This window comes from Paenibacillus sp. CFBP 13594 (assembly GCF_014842675.1).
Lineage (GTDB): Bacteria > Bacillota > Bacilli > Paenibacillales > Paenibacillaceae > Paenibacillus > Paenibacillus amylolyticus_B.
This window is the reverse complement of record NZ_JACYVQ010000010.1, coordinates 125,089-141,404: the sequence shown is the minus strand read 5'-3', so window position 1 is coordinate 141,404 and position 16,316 is coordinate 125,089. Positions and strand designations below refer to the sequence as shown.

Sequence of the window (16,316 nt, the reverse complement as noted above, 5' to 3'; positions counted from 1 at the left end):
TTCAAGGGGAAAATCAGGGGATAAAGGCGCACGCTCCGCTTCTTCAGGTTTCTTCTGTCCTCTCCGTTCTTGTGCAAAAAGTTTAGTTGAACTGATATCGTTAACGACCTTAAATACCCGCTCCGGGTACGTTCGTTCTTCCGATCGCTGTTATCTTCATCAAAATTCAGTAATCTGTTGCAAGAAACGACGGGTGCGCTCTTGCTTCGGCTGTTCGAAAAAGGCCTGTGGACTTGCCTCTTCCACAATCGATCCATCCGCCATAAAGACGATTTTGTTCGCCACATTACGGGCAAACTTCAATTCATGCGTCACAACCAGCATCGTCATGCCTTCCTCTGCCAGCTCCTTCATGACGGAAAGCACTTCTCCGACCAGTTCAGGATCAAGAGCTGAAGTGGGCTCATCAAATAACATCACTTCCGGCTCCATTGCAAGTGCACGTGCAATGGCGACCCGCTGCTGTTGTCCACCGGACAATCGGGATGGATACGCATCCTGCTTGTCCGACAAGCCGACCCGATCCAGAAGAATCCGGCCGCGTTCAGCCGCTTCGTCCCGCTTGATTTTTTTCACCGTAACAAGACCTTCCATCACATTACCCAGCACTGTCTTGTGCGGATACAGATTGAATTGCTGGAATACCATGCCGGTCTGGCGACGAATCTCCAGTACCCGGGCACGCTGGACTCGCAGCGGATCTGCACTGTTAACCACAATGCCGTTCACTTCAATCTGTCCTCCAGACAACTCTTCCAGCCCATTCAGACAGCGCAGCAAGGTACTTTTGCCTGAACCACTGGGGCCGAGCAATACAACAATATCTTTGGCATCGACATGAAGATCGATGTTCGTAAGTACTTCATTTTTCTGAAAACGTTTGGTAAGTCCAGTTGTTGTAATCATCGGTTCTCTCCTCCCATCAGTAAGCCCGGGCCAACCGGCGCTCCACTTGTTCCAGAATGGCCGAGAAGCCGATACTCATGATCCAGTAGATCACACCAATTGCCAGATAAAATGGCATGTTCAATGCATATTGTGATACCAGCAGTTGTGCTGACCGTAATAACTCAGTAACACCAATCGCCGCCACAAGTGATGTTTCCTTCAACATGCCAATAAAGGTGTTTCCCATCGGCGGGATGGCAATGCGTACAGCCTGCGGGAAGATAATCCGTCTCATCGCTTGAGCCGGGGTCATTCCCGTTGCATATGCAGCTTCCGTCTGTCCTTTAGGCACAGCCTGAATGGCTCCACGGAACGTCTCCGACAAAAATGCACCTGCATTCAGACTCAGTCCCAGACAGGCAGCCGTGAGTGATCCCAAGGTCACTCCATAATCGACCAATCCGTAATAAATAACGAATAATTGCACCAGCAGCGGGGTTCCCCGCATGATGGATACATAAAACCTTGCGATCAACCTCAGCCACATCGGTCCCTTCAGACGAGCAATCGCAACAAGGACCCCGATGATAAACGCAAAAAACATGGAGATCACAGTTACATACAGCGTATAATAGGCCCCCTTCAGAAAGAAGGGGATATTCTCAAATACCAGTTCCATGGGTCAAATCTTCCCTTCGCCTTGCAGGTTCATTATTGCGCAGGCTCTTCACCAAACCATTTTTTGAAAATGGTATTGTACGTGCCATCATCCTTCATGCCTTTGAGAGCATCATTCAGCGCTGCTACGAGTTCTGGATTGTCTTTGCGAACAGCGATACCTGCTTGGTCACTCTTGATTGCTTCGCCCACAGCTTTGATCTTTAATCCGTTGGCATCAACAATCGGTTTCAGTGCGTACATGTTGTTGATTGTGGCGTCAATCCGTCCAGCATTCAGGTCTTTCAGTGAAGAGATGACATCGTCATAGGTTTTAATCGTGAAGTCTCCCACTTTAGGTAACACTTCATTACGCAGATATGATTCATCATTTGTACCCAAACCTACGCCAATTGTTTTCCCTTTGAAATCTTCCAGCTTGGTAATATCGTTATTGTCTTCTTTGACAATGATTTTAACTTGGTTCGTAATATACGGATCACTGAAGTCGAGTACTTTCTTACGATCATCGGTAATCGTCATCTGGCTGATAATGGCATCCAGCTTTTTGGCTTGCAGACTCGGTGTCAGACCAGAGAACTCCTGGGATACAAATTCAACTTTAACCCCAAGACGTTTCGCAACCTCACGTGCGATATCGGCATCGTAGCCGTCCATTTCTTTTTTATCGTTCAGGAAGTTGTATGGTGCATATGTGCCCATCATGCCTACTTTGATCACGCCAGCAGACTTGATCTGCTCCAGTTCATTGCTTGCCTCTGCACCATTTGTACTTCCATTGTCTGTCGCCTTACTACCACAAGCACTAAGTACCAGCACGGTCATCAGCAGAATTGCTGTCAAAGACCAGCCTTTACGAGTTTTCGATCCATATGTTTTGTTCATTACGTTAACTTCCTCTCAGTCGTGTATTAATCTGGGTGTACATTTGGTTACTTTATTGTGACTAAACCGCAGTTGTACCCATTATTCCCTGCTATTTGTTTAATCATGTGAATCTTATGTGCCCAATAGTCCGTAAAATTCAAAGCTTGCTGCCTCAGATGCCAGCGATGAAGCTGTCATGGCTGAGAATTTGCTGTGCAACTCATCGGAACCGAACAACCAGCGTGATATCATGCCTTCAATCATGCTTACCAATAACGCTGCTCGAAGCGGTACATCCATGCCCTTAGGCAACATGCCGAGTTCGATGGCTCGTTCCATATTGTGACGAAACGCAGTTTCCACAGCATTACGTGTCTCCTCAACCAGGCGTTGTACGGATTCTTCCGTCACGATGCCTTTGAGCAACAGTTCCATAAAATAGCGATTCTGCGCGGCAAACAAGAACAAGTCAGTGAACAGCCTTTCCGATGCTTTCACCATATCCTCTACCGATCCGGCATCCTTGCGATACCCTTGTCCGATCGCCTCAAGCAACTCCTCCTTGCCCGTTAAGACAATCTCTGAAGCAATGGCTTCTTTACTCTTGAAGTGCCAGTAGAATGTCCCTTGCGCCACACCAGCCTCGCGGACGATATCGGAAATTTTCGTCTGATGGTAGCCTTGGGTTGCAAAACGCTCCATCGCTATGCGTATTATTTGGTCCCGGCGTTCTTCACCGGGTTCCAAACCGTTAATTTTGGTCATTCATGTAACCCTCCCGATTGATCAGTCAGTCAGTTAATTTATATCCTATGGGATAACTAGGTTTTTGTCAATATAGTTTTAAACAAATGGTTACAAGTATAAGTTGAAGTTGAGCGTATTTGTGATCATAATAGGTGATAGTCTTGTTCAGATGAACAGGCATGGTCAAGCAGGACAGCCCGTGCTGTAACCTGTATTTCAAGGAGGAAGAGAATTGGATATTATATCATCCATTATTATGGGCATCATCGAAGGTTTGACAGAATTTTTGCCCGTTTCCTCCACTGGACACATGATTCTGACTGCCCATTTGCTCGGTTTATCAGAGGACAACGAGTCAGTCAAAACGTTTGAGGTGGTTGTTCAACTCGGGGCTGTACTTGCTGTTGTTGTACTGTATTGGAACAAATTCATTGATATGTTCCGCTTCACCGGAGGAAGCAGACCTTACTCCCGCCGCCTCAATCTGGGACATATCTTCCTGGCGATGGTTCCTGCCGTAGTCATCGGACTTGTATTCCGCGATTGGATCAAAGCACATTTGTTTGGTCCGGAAACAGTGCTGTACAGTCTCGTTATAGGTGGTATATTGATGATCGTGGCCGAACGCTGGAGCCGGAAGAGTGGGCGGATTACTACCCATGATGTCGATGATATTTCCTACAAACAGGCATTCGCGGTGGGTATATTTCAGATCTTGGCATTGTGGCCAGGCTTCTCCCGTTCCGGGTCAACGATCTCAGGCGGTCTCTTTGCAGGGGTAAGCCGTGTAGCCGCTGCGGAGTTCACATTCCTCGTGTCTGTGCCAATTATGATTGGTGCTACGGGATATGACCTGTACAAAAGTATCGATCACCTGAACGGCAGTGATTTTCCAATCTTTGCGATTGGATTCATCGCTGCTTTCATCGTCGCCATGCTTGCGATCAAGACGTTCCTGTCCATTTTGAAAAAATTGAGCCTGACCGTCTTTGCTGTGTATCGCTTTGTCTTGGCAGCCGTGTTCTTTATTATTTTGATGTAAGCATTACAATTCAAGTAATTAGACAGGCAAAATCAATGGCGGCCTCACGTTCCCTTGGGAAGCGAGGCCGCCATATTTTATATTCTGAACTATGTTTCTGTTGCTTCACGATTCTGTTGCTGCTCCAAAGACAGGAATATCCGTAATTAGAAGAAGCCTGATTCTTCATTACTTCCTTCTTTAGTGGGTTGGATCATTGGTGATGCCGACTAGGTTTATTATGTATCATGGACAACCATATTTATGTTCACTTCTGAAAGCAGCCTGTCTAATACCAATCTTTTATTTGAAAGTTCCGGTGTTTCTTTCGATTCTTTAATCTCTCACGCAGATTATATCTATTCTCCTTTTGTTCCTGCAGCAATTGCTTCACCCCGATCATCAACAATCGGTATCTTCGGTCATCATTGTGACTTAATTGGTGCATTTCTTCAAAAATTTCATTCTTCATACGGATCTTGTTCACTCCAAATATTCAGTTTGTTCTCACAGTATACATGGGAGCACTGAACAAATTCTAAACAAGCGTTGTTTCTCAACACAGTTATTCAAATGCACATCATGCGGACTGGAATGAAACAGAAAAACCCCTTCCGTCGCAGGACAAGAAGAGGTCTCTTTAGCTAGGTTATTTAATCAAACTGCTGATGCCTTCGTACGCTTAAACTTTGGATTCAAGCGTCTCCAGATACTCGGAGATTTGAGCAGGTGTTTTAGCCCATTTGCTATGCAGATGTGCGATTTTCTTGCCGTTCTGGAAGACGAGCAAGCTTGGAATGCCGCGTACACCATTTTCTTCGGCAAACGGCTGGAACTTCTCTGCATCCAGGGCATAGAAGGTTTTGTCCGCATGTTGGTCGATAACATCCCCGATAAAACGATCCAGGTTTTTGCAATCCGGACACCAGGTTGTATCAAATTTAATGACGGTAAAACCATCAGAGTTAATTGTATCCAGATATTGCTGTTCACTTTGAATTCTTTCCATATGTCTTCTCTCCCTTATATGTTCCTTTTTTGGCTGATCTCCATTGTACCTCGTATGGTTACAATTGAAAATAGGCTTAATAGAGTTAACGATGCTGCTTGTACAGATTAGCGGGACTGAGTTCTCGTATTTCCTGAATTTCCGCAGCGGTGAGTTCAGGCGAATTCGAAGCAGCAATATTGTGCAGTAACTGTTCTCTTGAACTGGCACCAGGGACAACTGCTGCTACGGAAGGATGGGATAACGCGTAGCGAATAGCTGTCTGAGCCATACTGCGTTGGTCTGTAACAAGACGACTTAGCCCTTGCCGAATGGTATATAGTTGCTCTGGCGTATAGTCCAGATAACCTTTGTCTGCCTTGGCAGATCCAGAATCGGCAAGCACTCCGCTAGCTACGGGCCCACGGGCAATTACGCTGATCCCCTTTTGTTCCAATAAAGGCAGCACTTCTTCTTCCGCTCTGCGGTCAGCAATGCTGTACTGGTTCATCACGCTGACGATGGATGCCCTCTTTACATACTCCCGAATCACATTGGGACGAATGGAGGAAATTCCGTAATATCGGATAAGTCCTTCCTTCTTCAGTTCCTCAAACGCTTCGATTGTCTCTTCGATGGGATCGTCCAACGTGCCGCCATGCAGCTGATACAGATCAATGTAATCGGTCTGCAACCGCTTCAGACTTTCATGTACAGCCTGCTTAATGTAGGCTTTGGACGGGTCCCAAGACCAGCCCTCTTTACCCGGCAGACGACGATTACCTACTTTGGTCGCCACAATGACCTGGTCCCGACGCCCTTTAATAGCTTGTCCTACAATCTCTTCATTACGCCCTGCGTCGTACAGATCGGCTGTATCCAGCAGATTGACCCCATGATCCAGAGCCTCATGAACCAGGCCCACAGCGTGCTCCATTTCAGTTCCAAGTGACATACATCCCAGCCCAATCTCAGACACCATCAGTTCGGATGTACCCAGACGATTTTTCTTCATATGTGCATCTCCCTCCATACGTTCTGCAAGTATCCATTGTATCATTCTTGCTGGCAAAAATCGCATTACACACAAAAGCAAGGGATTGCCTTTTGATTGCACAAAAAAACCTGGAACGACTTCATCTCCAGGTTTCTTATGATCATCATTTGAATTCAAGCGATAAACGAGCTATCGCAATCTATTTCACTTCCACGCGTGGTCTGGCTTTACTTGTTCCGTTGGACGAATTGGAGCTTTTCATCATACCCGAGACCGTGCTAAACAGCTTATCTCTTGCTTGTTTGTTCCTCATCAGATAAGTCACACCTGCGCCGATCGCCGTCATGAGTATTCCTCTTCTTTTAGACATGTGCTTCTCCTCCTTCAGGATAAATGTACATCGTGTCTTGTTTGACAATTACCCTGTGGGAGCAAAACGAAACGAAGTGCAAGCTTGATCGCAGAAAAAAAGATGACCTCCGAATTAAAATTCAGCGGTCATCTTCCAATCGTCCAGTTGAAACATCAACCGAACAAGATAAATCAAACAAGCTTTCGTACAATCAAGACAAACGTCCATGTCCAATTAATCAGATGGCGTTGCCACATGGGTCATTTCTTCATGTTTGTAGGTCGAACCATCCGCCGTCAGATAGAAGTGACCAATCGGATGCAGATCTTCATCCAATTCGTAGACAAGCGGAATGCCTGTCGGGATATTGAGCGCCATCACGTCTGCTTCGGACAATTGGTCCAGATGCATGACGAGTGAACGGAGCGTGTTACCATGCGCAGAGATCAGCACTCTTTTGCCAGCAGACACCATCGGTTTAATCTCCGCATTCCAGTACTCCAGAACACGCTTCGAAGTATCCATCAGGTTCTCCGTAAAAGGGATGGTGCATCCGAGCCGCTTGTACTTGTCCAGATCCTGCACATATCGGTCATCGGTTTCGTCCAGTGCCGGGGGAGATACGTTCACGGATCGTCTCCATTCCTTTACTTGGTCTTCCCCATACTTCAGAGCAGTCTGCTGTTTGTTCAGTCCTTGCAGCGCACCATAATGGCGTTCATTCAGCTTCCAAGTCTTCGTAATGGGAATCCACATGAGGTCCATTTCATCCAGCGCAATATCGAGTGTTCGGATAGAACGTTTCAGCACGGATGCATAGGCGTAATCAAAATCAAATCCCTGTTCCTTCATGATCTTCCCTGCTTTACGAGCTTCTGCGTAACCATCCGTCGTCAGATCCACATCTGTCCATCCGGTAAAACGATTCTCTACATTCCACATGCTCTGTCCATGGCGAATCAAAACAACTCTGTACATAAACGTGAACCCTCCTTCCATGGAAACATTACCCGCAAGTCAAACTAATTAGCACAGTGAAACGTTCATCACATTAATAATATGGTGCCATCATCAGGTATACTACAACACCTGTAGAACTTACATACAGCCAGATAGGCATAGTCCAACGTGCAATTTTACGGTGTTTCTTCAATTGATTCGTCCAACCCCATACCAGTGTGAACAACGCCAATGGAACAATGAGGGCTGCCAGTATACTATGGGTAATCAGAATGAAGAAATAAATGGAACGAATGATGCCCTCGCCGCCGTATTTGGACGTCTCTGGTGAGAGGTAATGAAACGTCAGATAGGTCACGAGGAATAACAGTGTTGTTGAGAATGCAGCAAGAATAAATCGTTTGTGCAGCTTCACATTCCGCTTAATAATAGCAATAAGCGCTGCAAGCAGGAAGATGAAGGTAAAGCTGTTAAACACGGCATTAAACCGCGGCAACACCGTAATATCAAAGGTTACATCACCTTTGTAACCAATAGACGGTGCGAAGAACAATAATAAAATAATGACATTAGCGAGAATGGAAATCGTGATAATGATACCTGCAAAATTTTTATTGCTCGTCGGGGATGGAATGTTCGGTTCCCCTTTGTTATTTTTGCCCAATGCAAAATCCTCCTCATATCCTAACTTCTATGTTCTATATCATTATATCTCGGCAATTCCGGGCTGTTAAGTGACAACACTCTGAACAAAAACCGCTGCACTCCCCTATAAAATGCCCCTTTACGGCCGTTTTCAATCAAATCCAAACCGGCTCCCATTTACCCAAGTCTTTATTTGTGGTATAATTAATGCAATTAATCACATACGCGTTGAAACTGGAGGAGCCTGTCACCAAGGGCCCCTCTTTGTCTTTTTTAGGCATAAAAGCGGCACTCTTAACAAGCGCTGTTTTTATGCCTTTTTTTGTTCTAAAGGCTTGGAATGATCCCCCCTTGGGCAGGTAAACCTATAAACGCTACTGCTGGAGAGGAGCACACCTATGGAATTTATTTTGGTTCTTGCACTTATTTTAATCTTTACCAAACTTGCCGGTGATCTATCCGTCAGATTGGGTCAGCCGTCGGTACTGGGGAAACTGATTGTGGGTGTCATCCTCGGGCCTGCAATTCTCGGTTGGGTTCAGCAAAGTGATTTCGTCCATTATATGGCCGAAATCGGGGTACTATTGTTGATGTTCATCGCTGGATTGGAGACCGATCTGGAACAATTGAAGAAAAACTGGAAAGCAGCCTTTGCCGTTGCTGTGGGTGGTATTATTTTACCATTCATCGGAGGATACGGTTCGGCCATGGCGTTCGGTATGTCACAGACACACGCATTGTTCTTTGGACTTTTATTCTGTGCCACGTCCGTCAGCATTTCCGTTCAGACACTAAAAGATATGGATCAACTCAGCTCTCGTGAGGGTACAACAATCCTTGGTGCAGCTGTTGTCGATGATGTTCTGGTCGTTGTCATTCTTGCTGTTATGATGAGCTTGCTGGGTACAGGCGGAGGAGACACTTCGATTTCTCTGCTTATCGGCAAGAAGCTGTTATTCTTTGTGATCATCATCGCTGCCAGCTGGTTCCTTGTTCCTCGCATCATGAAGTGGATGGCACCACTGAAAGTAACCGAGACCGTCATTACTGCGGGATTGATTATTTGTTTTGGCTTCTCCTACTTTGCGGAGTGGATGGGTGTTGCCGGAATCATTGGTGCATTTGCCGCTGGGATCGCCATCTCCCAAACCAACTTCAAACATGAAGTTGAAACCAAACTGGAACCGATCGCCTACGGAATTTTTGTTCCGGTGTTTTTTGTCAGTATTGGTTTGAATGTCACGTTTGATGGTGTGGGTTCACAAATTTGGTTTATTGTCGTTATAAGCCTCATTGCAATTGTAACCAAGCTGATTGGTGGCGGAGCTGGTGCACGACTGACTGGATTTAATATGTCATCTTCATTGGCCATTGGCTCAGGAATGATATCAAGAGGTGAAGTTGCGCTCATTATCGCTTCAACGGGACTTGCTTCCGGCTTACTTGATCCGGAATACTTTACGAGCGTAGTAATCATGGTCATAATCACTACACTTGTTACGCCACCTCTGCTCAAAATTACCTTTGCACGCAAAAAGGGTGAAAAGCAAGTCGAAAGAGGAATTGAAGAATCACATTTAAGTGGGTAACTGTAAAAGAATATCTACGTTTAGCTTACCTGATGGCTTTGTGAAATATTTTTAGTTTGGGAGATATTGGCTATATCTTCTTTAGAAGATTCAATACGTTCGTGAAGCACACGCCGCTTTGATCCATTCCTCCCCTTCAACATGAAGGTTAGAGGTGGTCAGAGCGGTTTTTTTTGTATTTTTACAAGTCATACGTATTCGTTACTCACTCAAGTTCGCTATATCGTAGAAAACAAAAAAAGACCACCTTACACTCAAGAGGTCTTCCATCCTTGCCCGTTGTTACAACAGGCTGTCCCATTTTAAGTTAACACACCAACATAAAAACCAATCGAGATAAAGACAACACACCAGACGAATGCACCAATGCCCGATACAACTACGTACCTGCCAATTGCCATGCGGCTCATCCCTGAGAAACAACACATCAGATGACGAATGCCCGGAATGAAGTAACCGAGGATGATTGACCAGTATCCATATTTCAGAAACCACGACTCCACCCTGCTAAATCGTTTGGCATTCACGCCAATCCACTTGCCATACTTATCGAACAGCGGCCTGCCTGCCTTCTTGCCAATCATGTAGCTGAGCAGCCCCCCGGTAAATGCGCCACCGAAACTGACGGCGATGGATACGGAGTAATTCAACACCGAGATGGAGGCGAGATAACCGACAAACGTCATCATCACCTCATCCGGAATCGGCATGCCAATAACGCCAAGAGCCAGTAGTCCGTAGATTGCGAAATAACCATATTGACCAATAAATTCTTTTGCAAATTCCATACTGACTCGCTCCTTATTTCGGTTCCACAATATCCTTCTCATGTGAGGCTAGCACTTGTTTTAGAGACGGGAATCGGATTTGGCTCACCATGAGACCGGATAATACAATAATGACAAGATAGGCTACACCATGTGTGAAATAAGGACTCCAGAGTGCGAAAAAGGACATCAGACCTCCCGCAAATGTAATCGGCATTCCGACAAAACCACTGCTTGCTGTCTTCTGACAGTTATAACGGGCCAGACGCAAAGCACCGCAAATGGGAAATAATGCAGTCAGTGCCATCCCCAGCACACTCACTTCAATCATGGAATTCAGGTACAGAATCAGCACGGGCGCTGTTCCGAATGAAACTACATCCGCAAGCGAGTCCAGGGACTTGCCGAACTCACCCTCACAATGCAATTTACGAGCCGCATACCCGTCAAACAGATCAAAGAACATCGCTACCCATATCATCATTACAGCCAGGGCAAATTCACCATGAATAGCCATAATGATTGCCAGCATGCCTGAACTCAGATTCCCCAAGGTTAAAATCGATGGTAAAGACTTCATAAGATTTGACTCCCTTTCGTACTAGGCTTTAGGAAAAATAATATAAAAACGGACTCCATCCGGTGTATTCTCCACTCCATAACTGCACCCATGCAGATCAAGAATCTGCTTCGCAATGGCCAGACCGAGCCCGGTCCCCCCCATTTTACGATTACGTGAGCGCTCTACCCGATAGAACCTCTCCCATATATACTGCCGCTCAGCTTCAGCGATCTGCTCACCCTTGTTCTCAATGGAAATATGGACAAAACCTTCACGCCTGCTGATCTCAATAGTTATATCGGTATGTGGTATTGCATGACGTATAGCATTCATCATGATATTGAAAATAACCTGCTCCAGCTTGCTTCGGTCACCCTCCACCGTCTGTTCTGTTGTGGATACAAGCACCACATCCAATCCTTTGTCCTTCAGTTGCGGACCCAGACGGCCGGCGATATCCTCAATCATGTCAGCCAGTGCAACAGCATCCGTATTCAATTGAACCGCTGAGGATTCCAGTCGCACCAGATCCAGCATCTCTTCAACCATTGTTTCCATTTTGATCGTCTCATCGGCAATGATCTCAATGTAACGCTCCCGTTTGCTCTCGCTCACGCCATCCTTCAGCCCTTCAGAATATCCCTTAATAATGCTGATTGGTGTCTTAAGTTCATGTGATGCATCGGCAAAAAACTTGCGCTGACGCTGTTCAATCTCCTGCTTCATTTCCATATCTGTACGCATCTGCGTGTTGGCCTGCCTCAGCTCTTCCAGTGTCTGACCCAAGGTTCCCGATAAGGCATTGAGGCTGTTAGACAGACTGCCGATTTCATCATTACGCCGGATGGGTGATTTCACCGTGAAATCCAGCGTAGACATTTTCTTGGCGACATGGTTCAAGGCCAAGAGCGGCTTCGTTACAATTCGGGACAGGAGTAACGCCAGCAACAGAATCAATATAAATGCCCCTATGCCAAAATACGCATAGAACAAACGTGTTGCCTCATTCGCTTCCCTCATCTCCTGTAGAGACGTGAGCGAGAAGATCAGTTGCTGCTCGGGTCCGGAACGATGCACTGGAGCAATGGTGATGACATTGCGAACACCGCTCCAGCTATCCATCCATTCTTCATTGAGCATTTTGCCATTTGCCAAGGCCAGTTGGTCTTCGGTGGACAAAGGGAACCGGCTATCCAGTGCTTGCACCAGCAGTCCTTGCCTCTGACTCCACGTTGCCAGATTGGGAAGAACGACCTCAGTCAATACACCTGACCATTCCTTTACCGGTTCAATTGATTCCTGAAAGCTTTCAGTTCCCCATGCGGCAGAAGTGGCATCCTGGATTTTGAATGGATAGACCATGGATTCGCTGGCCGGACCTTTCACCGTCAGTTCTTGCCCATATTTCAGATGGGATGTAATCCAGCCAGCATTCTCACTATTGATAAACAAGGACAAGGACACTTTCACGTGACTTCCATCCTCTTGAAGCAACGTAATGTGGAACGGGTCATTAACCAGTCTTCCGGTATTCGTCAGAATGACCAGATGTGATTGATTCTGACGCATGAACTTCCCGGTCTCCTTAGCCAGCTGTAAATCACTCCAATGTCCATTGGAATATTGCTGTTCGAACTTGGACAGCTTTTTCTTCATACTACTGACCTTTTGATGCTGATAGAAATCGGGGAACCAGACCAACTGGGCAAAAACCGTCGTCCCATATAGAAGTACCAGACATCCTGCCATGACCAGGAAAAGCTTCATTGTTACGCCATTTCTTCTCATGCTTCTGCCTCGAAACGATATCCAGTGCCAATCACCGTACGGATACACTTGGCTTCATCACCCAATTTGCTCCGCAGCTTCTTGATGTGGGTATCTACAACACGTGAGTCCCCTTCAAAATCAAATCCCCAGATCCGATTCAAAATGGCATCCCGGGACAACACAATGCCTGCATTACGTACCAGATAAAGCAACAGATCATATTCCTTTGGTGCAAGTTCCAATTCAATTCCGTCCTTCTCCAAGCGTCTGGCCCATGGATCAAGGGTTACCTCTCCGAAACGAATCACACCCTGCTCTCGTCCAAATGCACCTTCAACACGCTTCATTAATGTCTCTGCACGTGCAACCAGCACACGTGGGCTAAACGGCTTGGTAACGTAATCGTCTACGCCCAGCTGAAATCCATGAATTTTATCGTCATCCTCGGACCGTGCAGTCAGCATGATAATAGGTACGGTGGATTGGGATCGAATATGCCCACATAACGTCCATCCATCCATTTCAGGCATCAAAACATCCAGAATAACCAAATCCACCTCATGCAGAGCCAACAGTTCCAGTGCCTGTACTCCATGTTCTGCTTCTATGACGTTCCATTGTTCTTTTATGAAATAATCGGCCACAATCTCACGAATGCGGCTTTCATCTTCCACCAGAAGCACTGTTCTGATCATGGCCGACTCTCCTTTTTAGATTTCTGATGATAACATACCTATTCCATGTGTCGTTCATGTGTCCATACATGTTTTGGAATGCTCCCATGATATATACGATTAATATAAGCCAAAAGTTACTAATTTTTATAAAAATTCGCATAAAAAAGAAGCCGTCAACGAGCAAGCTCCAGCTCATTGACAGCTACTTGGATGTAATCGAAGTATGTTGTCCAGAATTGATGCGCTACTGCGCGCTCCCTGGCAACACTTAACGTTGTTGCTCCAGACGGTGTGCCACATGCAGTGTCGGGCCAACAAAACGGTTCAGCGGGAATCCGCCGGCAATCGCTTTGGTCACGAAGGCTTTACCTTCACGAACAGCCTCTTTCACTGAAAGACCACGAGCCAACCCTGCGGTAATCGCCGCAGACGTTGTGCAGCCCGCACCATGCGTATATCCGGAGCCGACAACATCGGCTTCAAACCATTCGTAGTTGGTTCCATCATAGAGTAGATCCATTGCTTTACCCGGGCTAATGACACCTCTGTCCTTAATTAGGACATGTTTCGAGCCATGGGCATGAATTGCTGCTGCCGCTGCTTCCATCTGTTCCTTGGAACGAATCGGTCCACTCTTCGCCAGTTGGGATGCTTCGAACAGATTAGGTGTAACCAGATCAGCACCTGGCAACAGGAATTCGATCATCGCTTCCGTATTTTCCGGTTGCAGTACTTCGTCTGTACCTTTGCAGACCATTACCGGATCAATAACGATCTGTGGCAGACCGCTACGGCGAATATGTTTTGCTACCAGTTCAATAATATCTACTGAACCGAGCATACCTGTCTTCATGGCATCAAAACCGATACCGTCCAGAACCGTGCGAAGCTGTGCTTCAACTACATTTAATTCAACAGGAAAGACCTGGTGATCCCATGTTTCGGGCTCCATTGCCACAACCGTAGTCAGTACGGTCATACCATACACACCCAGCTCCTGAAAAGTTTTCAAATCAGCTTGAATACCTGCTCCGCCGCTCGTGTCCGAACCAGCTATTGTTAATGTTTTTGGAATCATCATGGTAGTTGCATTCTCCTTCGTGTCTCAGTTGACATTATCCTATCCCTTGTACGAGCGGATGTCAATGGCATCTGAAGCCATACAGAGCATGGTTTTCCGAATGATTCAGTTCACATCTTTTGTCTCCAAACGAACCATGGACATCGAAGCAATCCATATCCCTATTGCTCCAAGGGTCAGAGGGATAATAATAAGCGAATGAATGGAAACTTCCGACCCGTTGAAACCGGAGCAGACAATCAAAACCAGCAAAATGGACGAGACCATTGTAGTTGTAACAGAATGCTTACGCATACCGAAGAATAGGGGAATGAGTGCCATACACGCAGCCGATAAAGAACTCATACTGTACTTCACCAGAAGTCCCAATATATCCTGATTTGTCAATGATCCGGGAATGAAGGAGTAGAAATGATTAACAATCAACAGCAGTGAACCCATCAACAGGTCGGTAACCATAATCATCACAAATGTAAAACCAAACACGATAATCAATTTGGCAGCAATGATTTTATGACGCTGGATAGGATAGGTGAACATGACGTTCATCGTTTTATTTCTATACTCACTGATCACCAGCTTGGATAATAAAGCTCCGGCAAATATGATAAAGGTCGCTCTCACAAACGTATCGATAATCATAAAGGCGGTCTGGTAATCGGCATAGGCATAATCTTCTGCTCCCACATCCACGAATCCAATCATGATCAGGAAAAGAAGAATGGCTATACTGGCAATACCTGCCCCTGCAAAATTACGTGCAAAACGGTGCTTCCGCATCTCAAGTCTGATTAGTTTAAGCAACGTCTTCATCCCCTTTCACAAGCTTCATGAAGTGTTCTTCCAGGGAATGAGCCCGTTTGGATATCGATTCGATCTCAATGCCGTGCTGGATCAGCTTGGTGTTCAGTTCCGATGGAATGATTCCCGGATCATAGATGCGTAACGTTTGGTTATCAACCAGTTTATAATTACTCAAACCAAGCTGGTGTTCAATGACATAGGTCGCTTTGCGGATATCCACCGCCTGTAACTCAATGTACTCATTTTGACTTCCACGAATGCTCTCCATTGATACTTCTTCCACCAAACGACCGCCGCGAATGACACCAACTGTGTCCGCAATCTGCTCTATCTCACCAAGAATGTGACTGGAGACCAACAGGGTAATGCGATACTCATTGCTAAGCCGCTTGAACAAATCTCGCATCTCCCGGATCCCTACAGGGTCCAATCCGTTGATCGGTTCATCCAGAATGAGCAGTTCAGGTGTGGTTATAAGTGCACGAGCCAGTCCCAGCCTCTGCTTCATGCCCAAGGAGAAGTCTTTGACCGGTTTCTTGCCCGTATTCTTCAGCCCTACCATTTCCATCGTGTTGTCGATGATCTTTTTATTGTAGAATCCCATGTATTCACAGTGAAGCTCCAGATTCTCGCGAGCAGACAGTCTATCGTAGAAAAAAGGATATTCAATAATACTGCCCATTCGCTTCAGCACTTCATAAGAGGTCGGCGTAAGCTTCTCCCCAAACAGTTCTATCTCCCCTGTGGTTGGTTTGACGAGATTGGTGAGCATCTTCATGATGGTTGTTTTACCAGCACCATTTGGACCGAGGAATCCATAGATCTCACCTTGCTTAATATTCATATTGACGTTGGATACAACCTCCACCCCTTCATATACTTTGGTCACATCTATTGTTCGTGCGATATAATTCATCGTCCTT

Annotated in this window: 18 protein-coding genes; 2 read left to right on the top strand and 16 right to left on the bottom strand. The window is 46.0% G+C overall.

All coding sequences use genetic code 11. The annotated features are described in order from the left end of the window. Positions 1–159 precede the first annotated feature (159 nt). The 4 genes from IFU39_RS26340 to IFU39_RS26325 all read right to left on the bottom strand — a co-directional run bounded on the left by IFU39_RS26340 (position 160) and on the right by IFU39_RS26325 (position 3,198). Complete coding sequence (locus IFU39_RS26340; RefSeq protein ID WP_047841601.1) at positions 160–906, bottom strand: amino acid ABC transporter ATP-binding protein; 747 nt, start codon at positions 904–906, stop codon at positions 160–162. A 16-nt stretch (positions 907–922) separates the two neighbouring features. Then, complete coding sequence (locus tag IFU39_RS26335; protein ID WP_017692207.1) at positions 923–1,567, bottom strand: amino acid ABC transporter permease; 645 nt, start codon at positions 1,565–1,567, stop codon at positions 923–925. 32 nt (positions 1,568–1,599) lie between these two features. Next, positions 1,600–2,451 (bottom strand): substrate-binding periplasmic protein, encoded by an 852-nt coding sequence (locus tag IFU39_RS26330; RefSeq protein ID WP_091019240.1) that lies wholly within the window; start codon positions 2,449–2,451, stop codon positions 1,600–1,602. Between the two features lie 114 nt (positions 2,452–2,565). Next, positions 2,566–3,198, bottom strand: coding sequence for a TetR/AcrR family transcriptional regulator (locus IFU39_RS26325; RefSeq protein WP_091019239.1), 633 nt, complete (start codon positions 3,196–3,198; stop codon positions 2,566–2,568). Between the two features lie 214 nt (positions 3,199–3,412). On the opposite strand from IFU39_RS26325, the gene bacA reads away from it, so the two are divergent. Beyond that, on the top strand, positions 3,413–4,222 hold the full coding sequence (bacA, locus tag IFU39_RS26320; protein WP_017692204.1) for an undecaprenyl-diphosphate phosphatase: 810 nt from the start codon (positions 3,413–3,415) through the stop codon (positions 4,220–4,222). A 661-nt stretch (positions 4,223–4,883) separates the two neighbouring features. On the opposite strand, the gene IFU39_RS26315 is transcribed toward bacA, so the two are convergent. From IFU39_RS26315 to IFU39_RS26295, 5 genes are all read right to left on the bottom strand, one after another. Then, positions 4,884–5,210, bottom strand: a complete 327-nt coding sequence (locus IFU39_RS26315; RefSeq protein ID WP_091019235.1) for a thioredoxin family protein — start codon at positions 5,208–5,210, stop codon at positions 4,884–4,886. A gap of 85 nt (positions 5,211–5,295) precedes the next feature. Continuing rightward, positions 5,296–6,204, bottom strand: coding sequence for an aldo/keto reductase (locus IFU39_RS26310; RefSeq protein ID WP_192135761.1), 909 nt, complete (start codon positions 6,202–6,204; stop codon positions 5,296–5,298). 181 nt (positions 6,205–6,385) lie between these two features. After that, positions 6,386–6,556 (bottom strand): hypothetical protein, encoded by a 171-nt coding sequence (locus IFU39_RS26305; RefSeq protein ID WP_190945097.1) that lies wholly within the window; start codon positions 6,554–6,556, stop codon positions 6,386–6,388. 216 nt (positions 6,557–6,772) lie between these two features. Next, the gene (gene gpmA / locus IFU39_RS26300) at positions 6,773–7,516 is read right to left on the bottom strand and encodes a 2,3-diphosphoglycerate-dependent phosphoglycerate mutase (protein ID WP_076328872.1); all 744 of its coding nucleotides are present in this window, start codon (positions 7,514–7,516) and stop codon (positions 6,773–6,775) included. A gap of 73 nt (positions 7,517–7,589) precedes the next feature. After that, the gene (locus IFU39_RS26295) at positions 7,590–8,162 is read right to left on the bottom strand and encodes a DUF420 domain-containing protein (RefSeq protein ID WP_017692198.1); all 573 of its coding nucleotides are present in this window, start codon (positions 8,160–8,162) and stop codon (positions 7,590–7,592) included. A 379-nt stretch (positions 8,163–8,541) separates the two neighbouring features. Between IFU39_RS26295 and IFU39_RS26290 the strand changes: the two genes are divergently transcribed. Beyond that, on the top strand, positions 8,542–9,732 hold the full coding sequence (locus IFU39_RS26290) for a cation:proton antiporter (protein WP_091019230.1): 1,191 nt from the start codon (positions 8,542–8,544) through the stop codon (positions 9,730–9,732). 302 nt (positions 9,733–10,034) lie between these two features. On the opposite strand, the gene IFU39_RS26285 is transcribed toward IFU39_RS26290, so the two are convergent. The 7 genes from IFU39_RS26285 to IFU39_RS26255 all read right to left on the bottom strand — a co-directional run bounded on the left by IFU39_RS26285 (position 10,035) and on the right by IFU39_RS26255 (position 16,309). Further along, on the bottom strand, positions 10,035–10,520 hold the full coding sequence (locus IFU39_RS26285; protein WP_091019228.1) for a DedA family protein: 486 nt from the start codon (positions 10,518–10,520) through the stop codon (positions 10,035–10,037). Positions 10,521–10,533: 13 nt separating this feature from the next. Continuing rightward, positions 10,534–11,079: a CDP-diacylglycerol--serine O-phosphatidyltransferase gene (pssA, locus tag IFU39_RS26280; RefSeq protein ID WP_091019226.1), complete on the bottom strand. Its 546-nt coding sequence runs from the start codon at positions 11,077–11,079 to the stop codon at positions 10,534–10,536. A 21-nt stretch (positions 11,080–11,100) separates the two neighbouring features. Next, positions 11,101–12,849 (bottom strand): sensor histidine kinase, encoded by a 1,749-nt coding sequence (locus tag IFU39_RS26275; RefSeq protein ID WP_091019224.1) that lies wholly within the window; start codon positions 12,847–12,849, stop codon positions 11,101–11,103. Further along, a complete protein-coding gene (locus tag IFU39_RS26270) occupies positions 12,846–13,526 on the bottom strand; it encodes a response regulator transcription factor (protein ID WP_091019223.1) in 681 nt (226 codons plus the stop codon). The genes IFU39_RS26275 and IFU39_RS26270 overlap by 4 nt, the downstream gene beginning before the upstream one ends. A gap of 250 nt (positions 13,527–13,776) precedes the next feature. Further along, complete coding sequence (gene thiD, locus IFU39_RS26265; RefSeq protein WP_192135759.1) at positions 13,777–14,589, bottom strand: bifunctional hydroxymethylpyrimidine kinase/phosphomethylpyrimidine kinase; 813 nt, start codon at positions 14,587–14,589, stop codon at positions 13,777–13,779. A gap of 105 nt (positions 14,590–14,694) precedes the next feature. Next, positions 14,695–15,402: an ABC transporter permease gene (locus IFU39_RS26260; protein ID WP_274599300.1), complete on the bottom strand. Its 708-nt coding sequence runs from the start codon at positions 15,400–15,402 to the stop codon at positions 14,695–14,697. Further along, positions 15,386–16,309, bottom strand: coding sequence for an ABC transporter ATP-binding protein (locus IFU39_RS26255; RefSeq protein WP_091019219.1), 924 nt, complete (start codon positions 16,307–16,309; stop codon positions 15,386–15,388). Before IFU39_RS26255 ends, IFU39_RS26260 begins: the two co-directional genes overlap by 17 nt. Between the last annotated feature and the right edge of the window lie 7 nt (positions 16,310–16,316).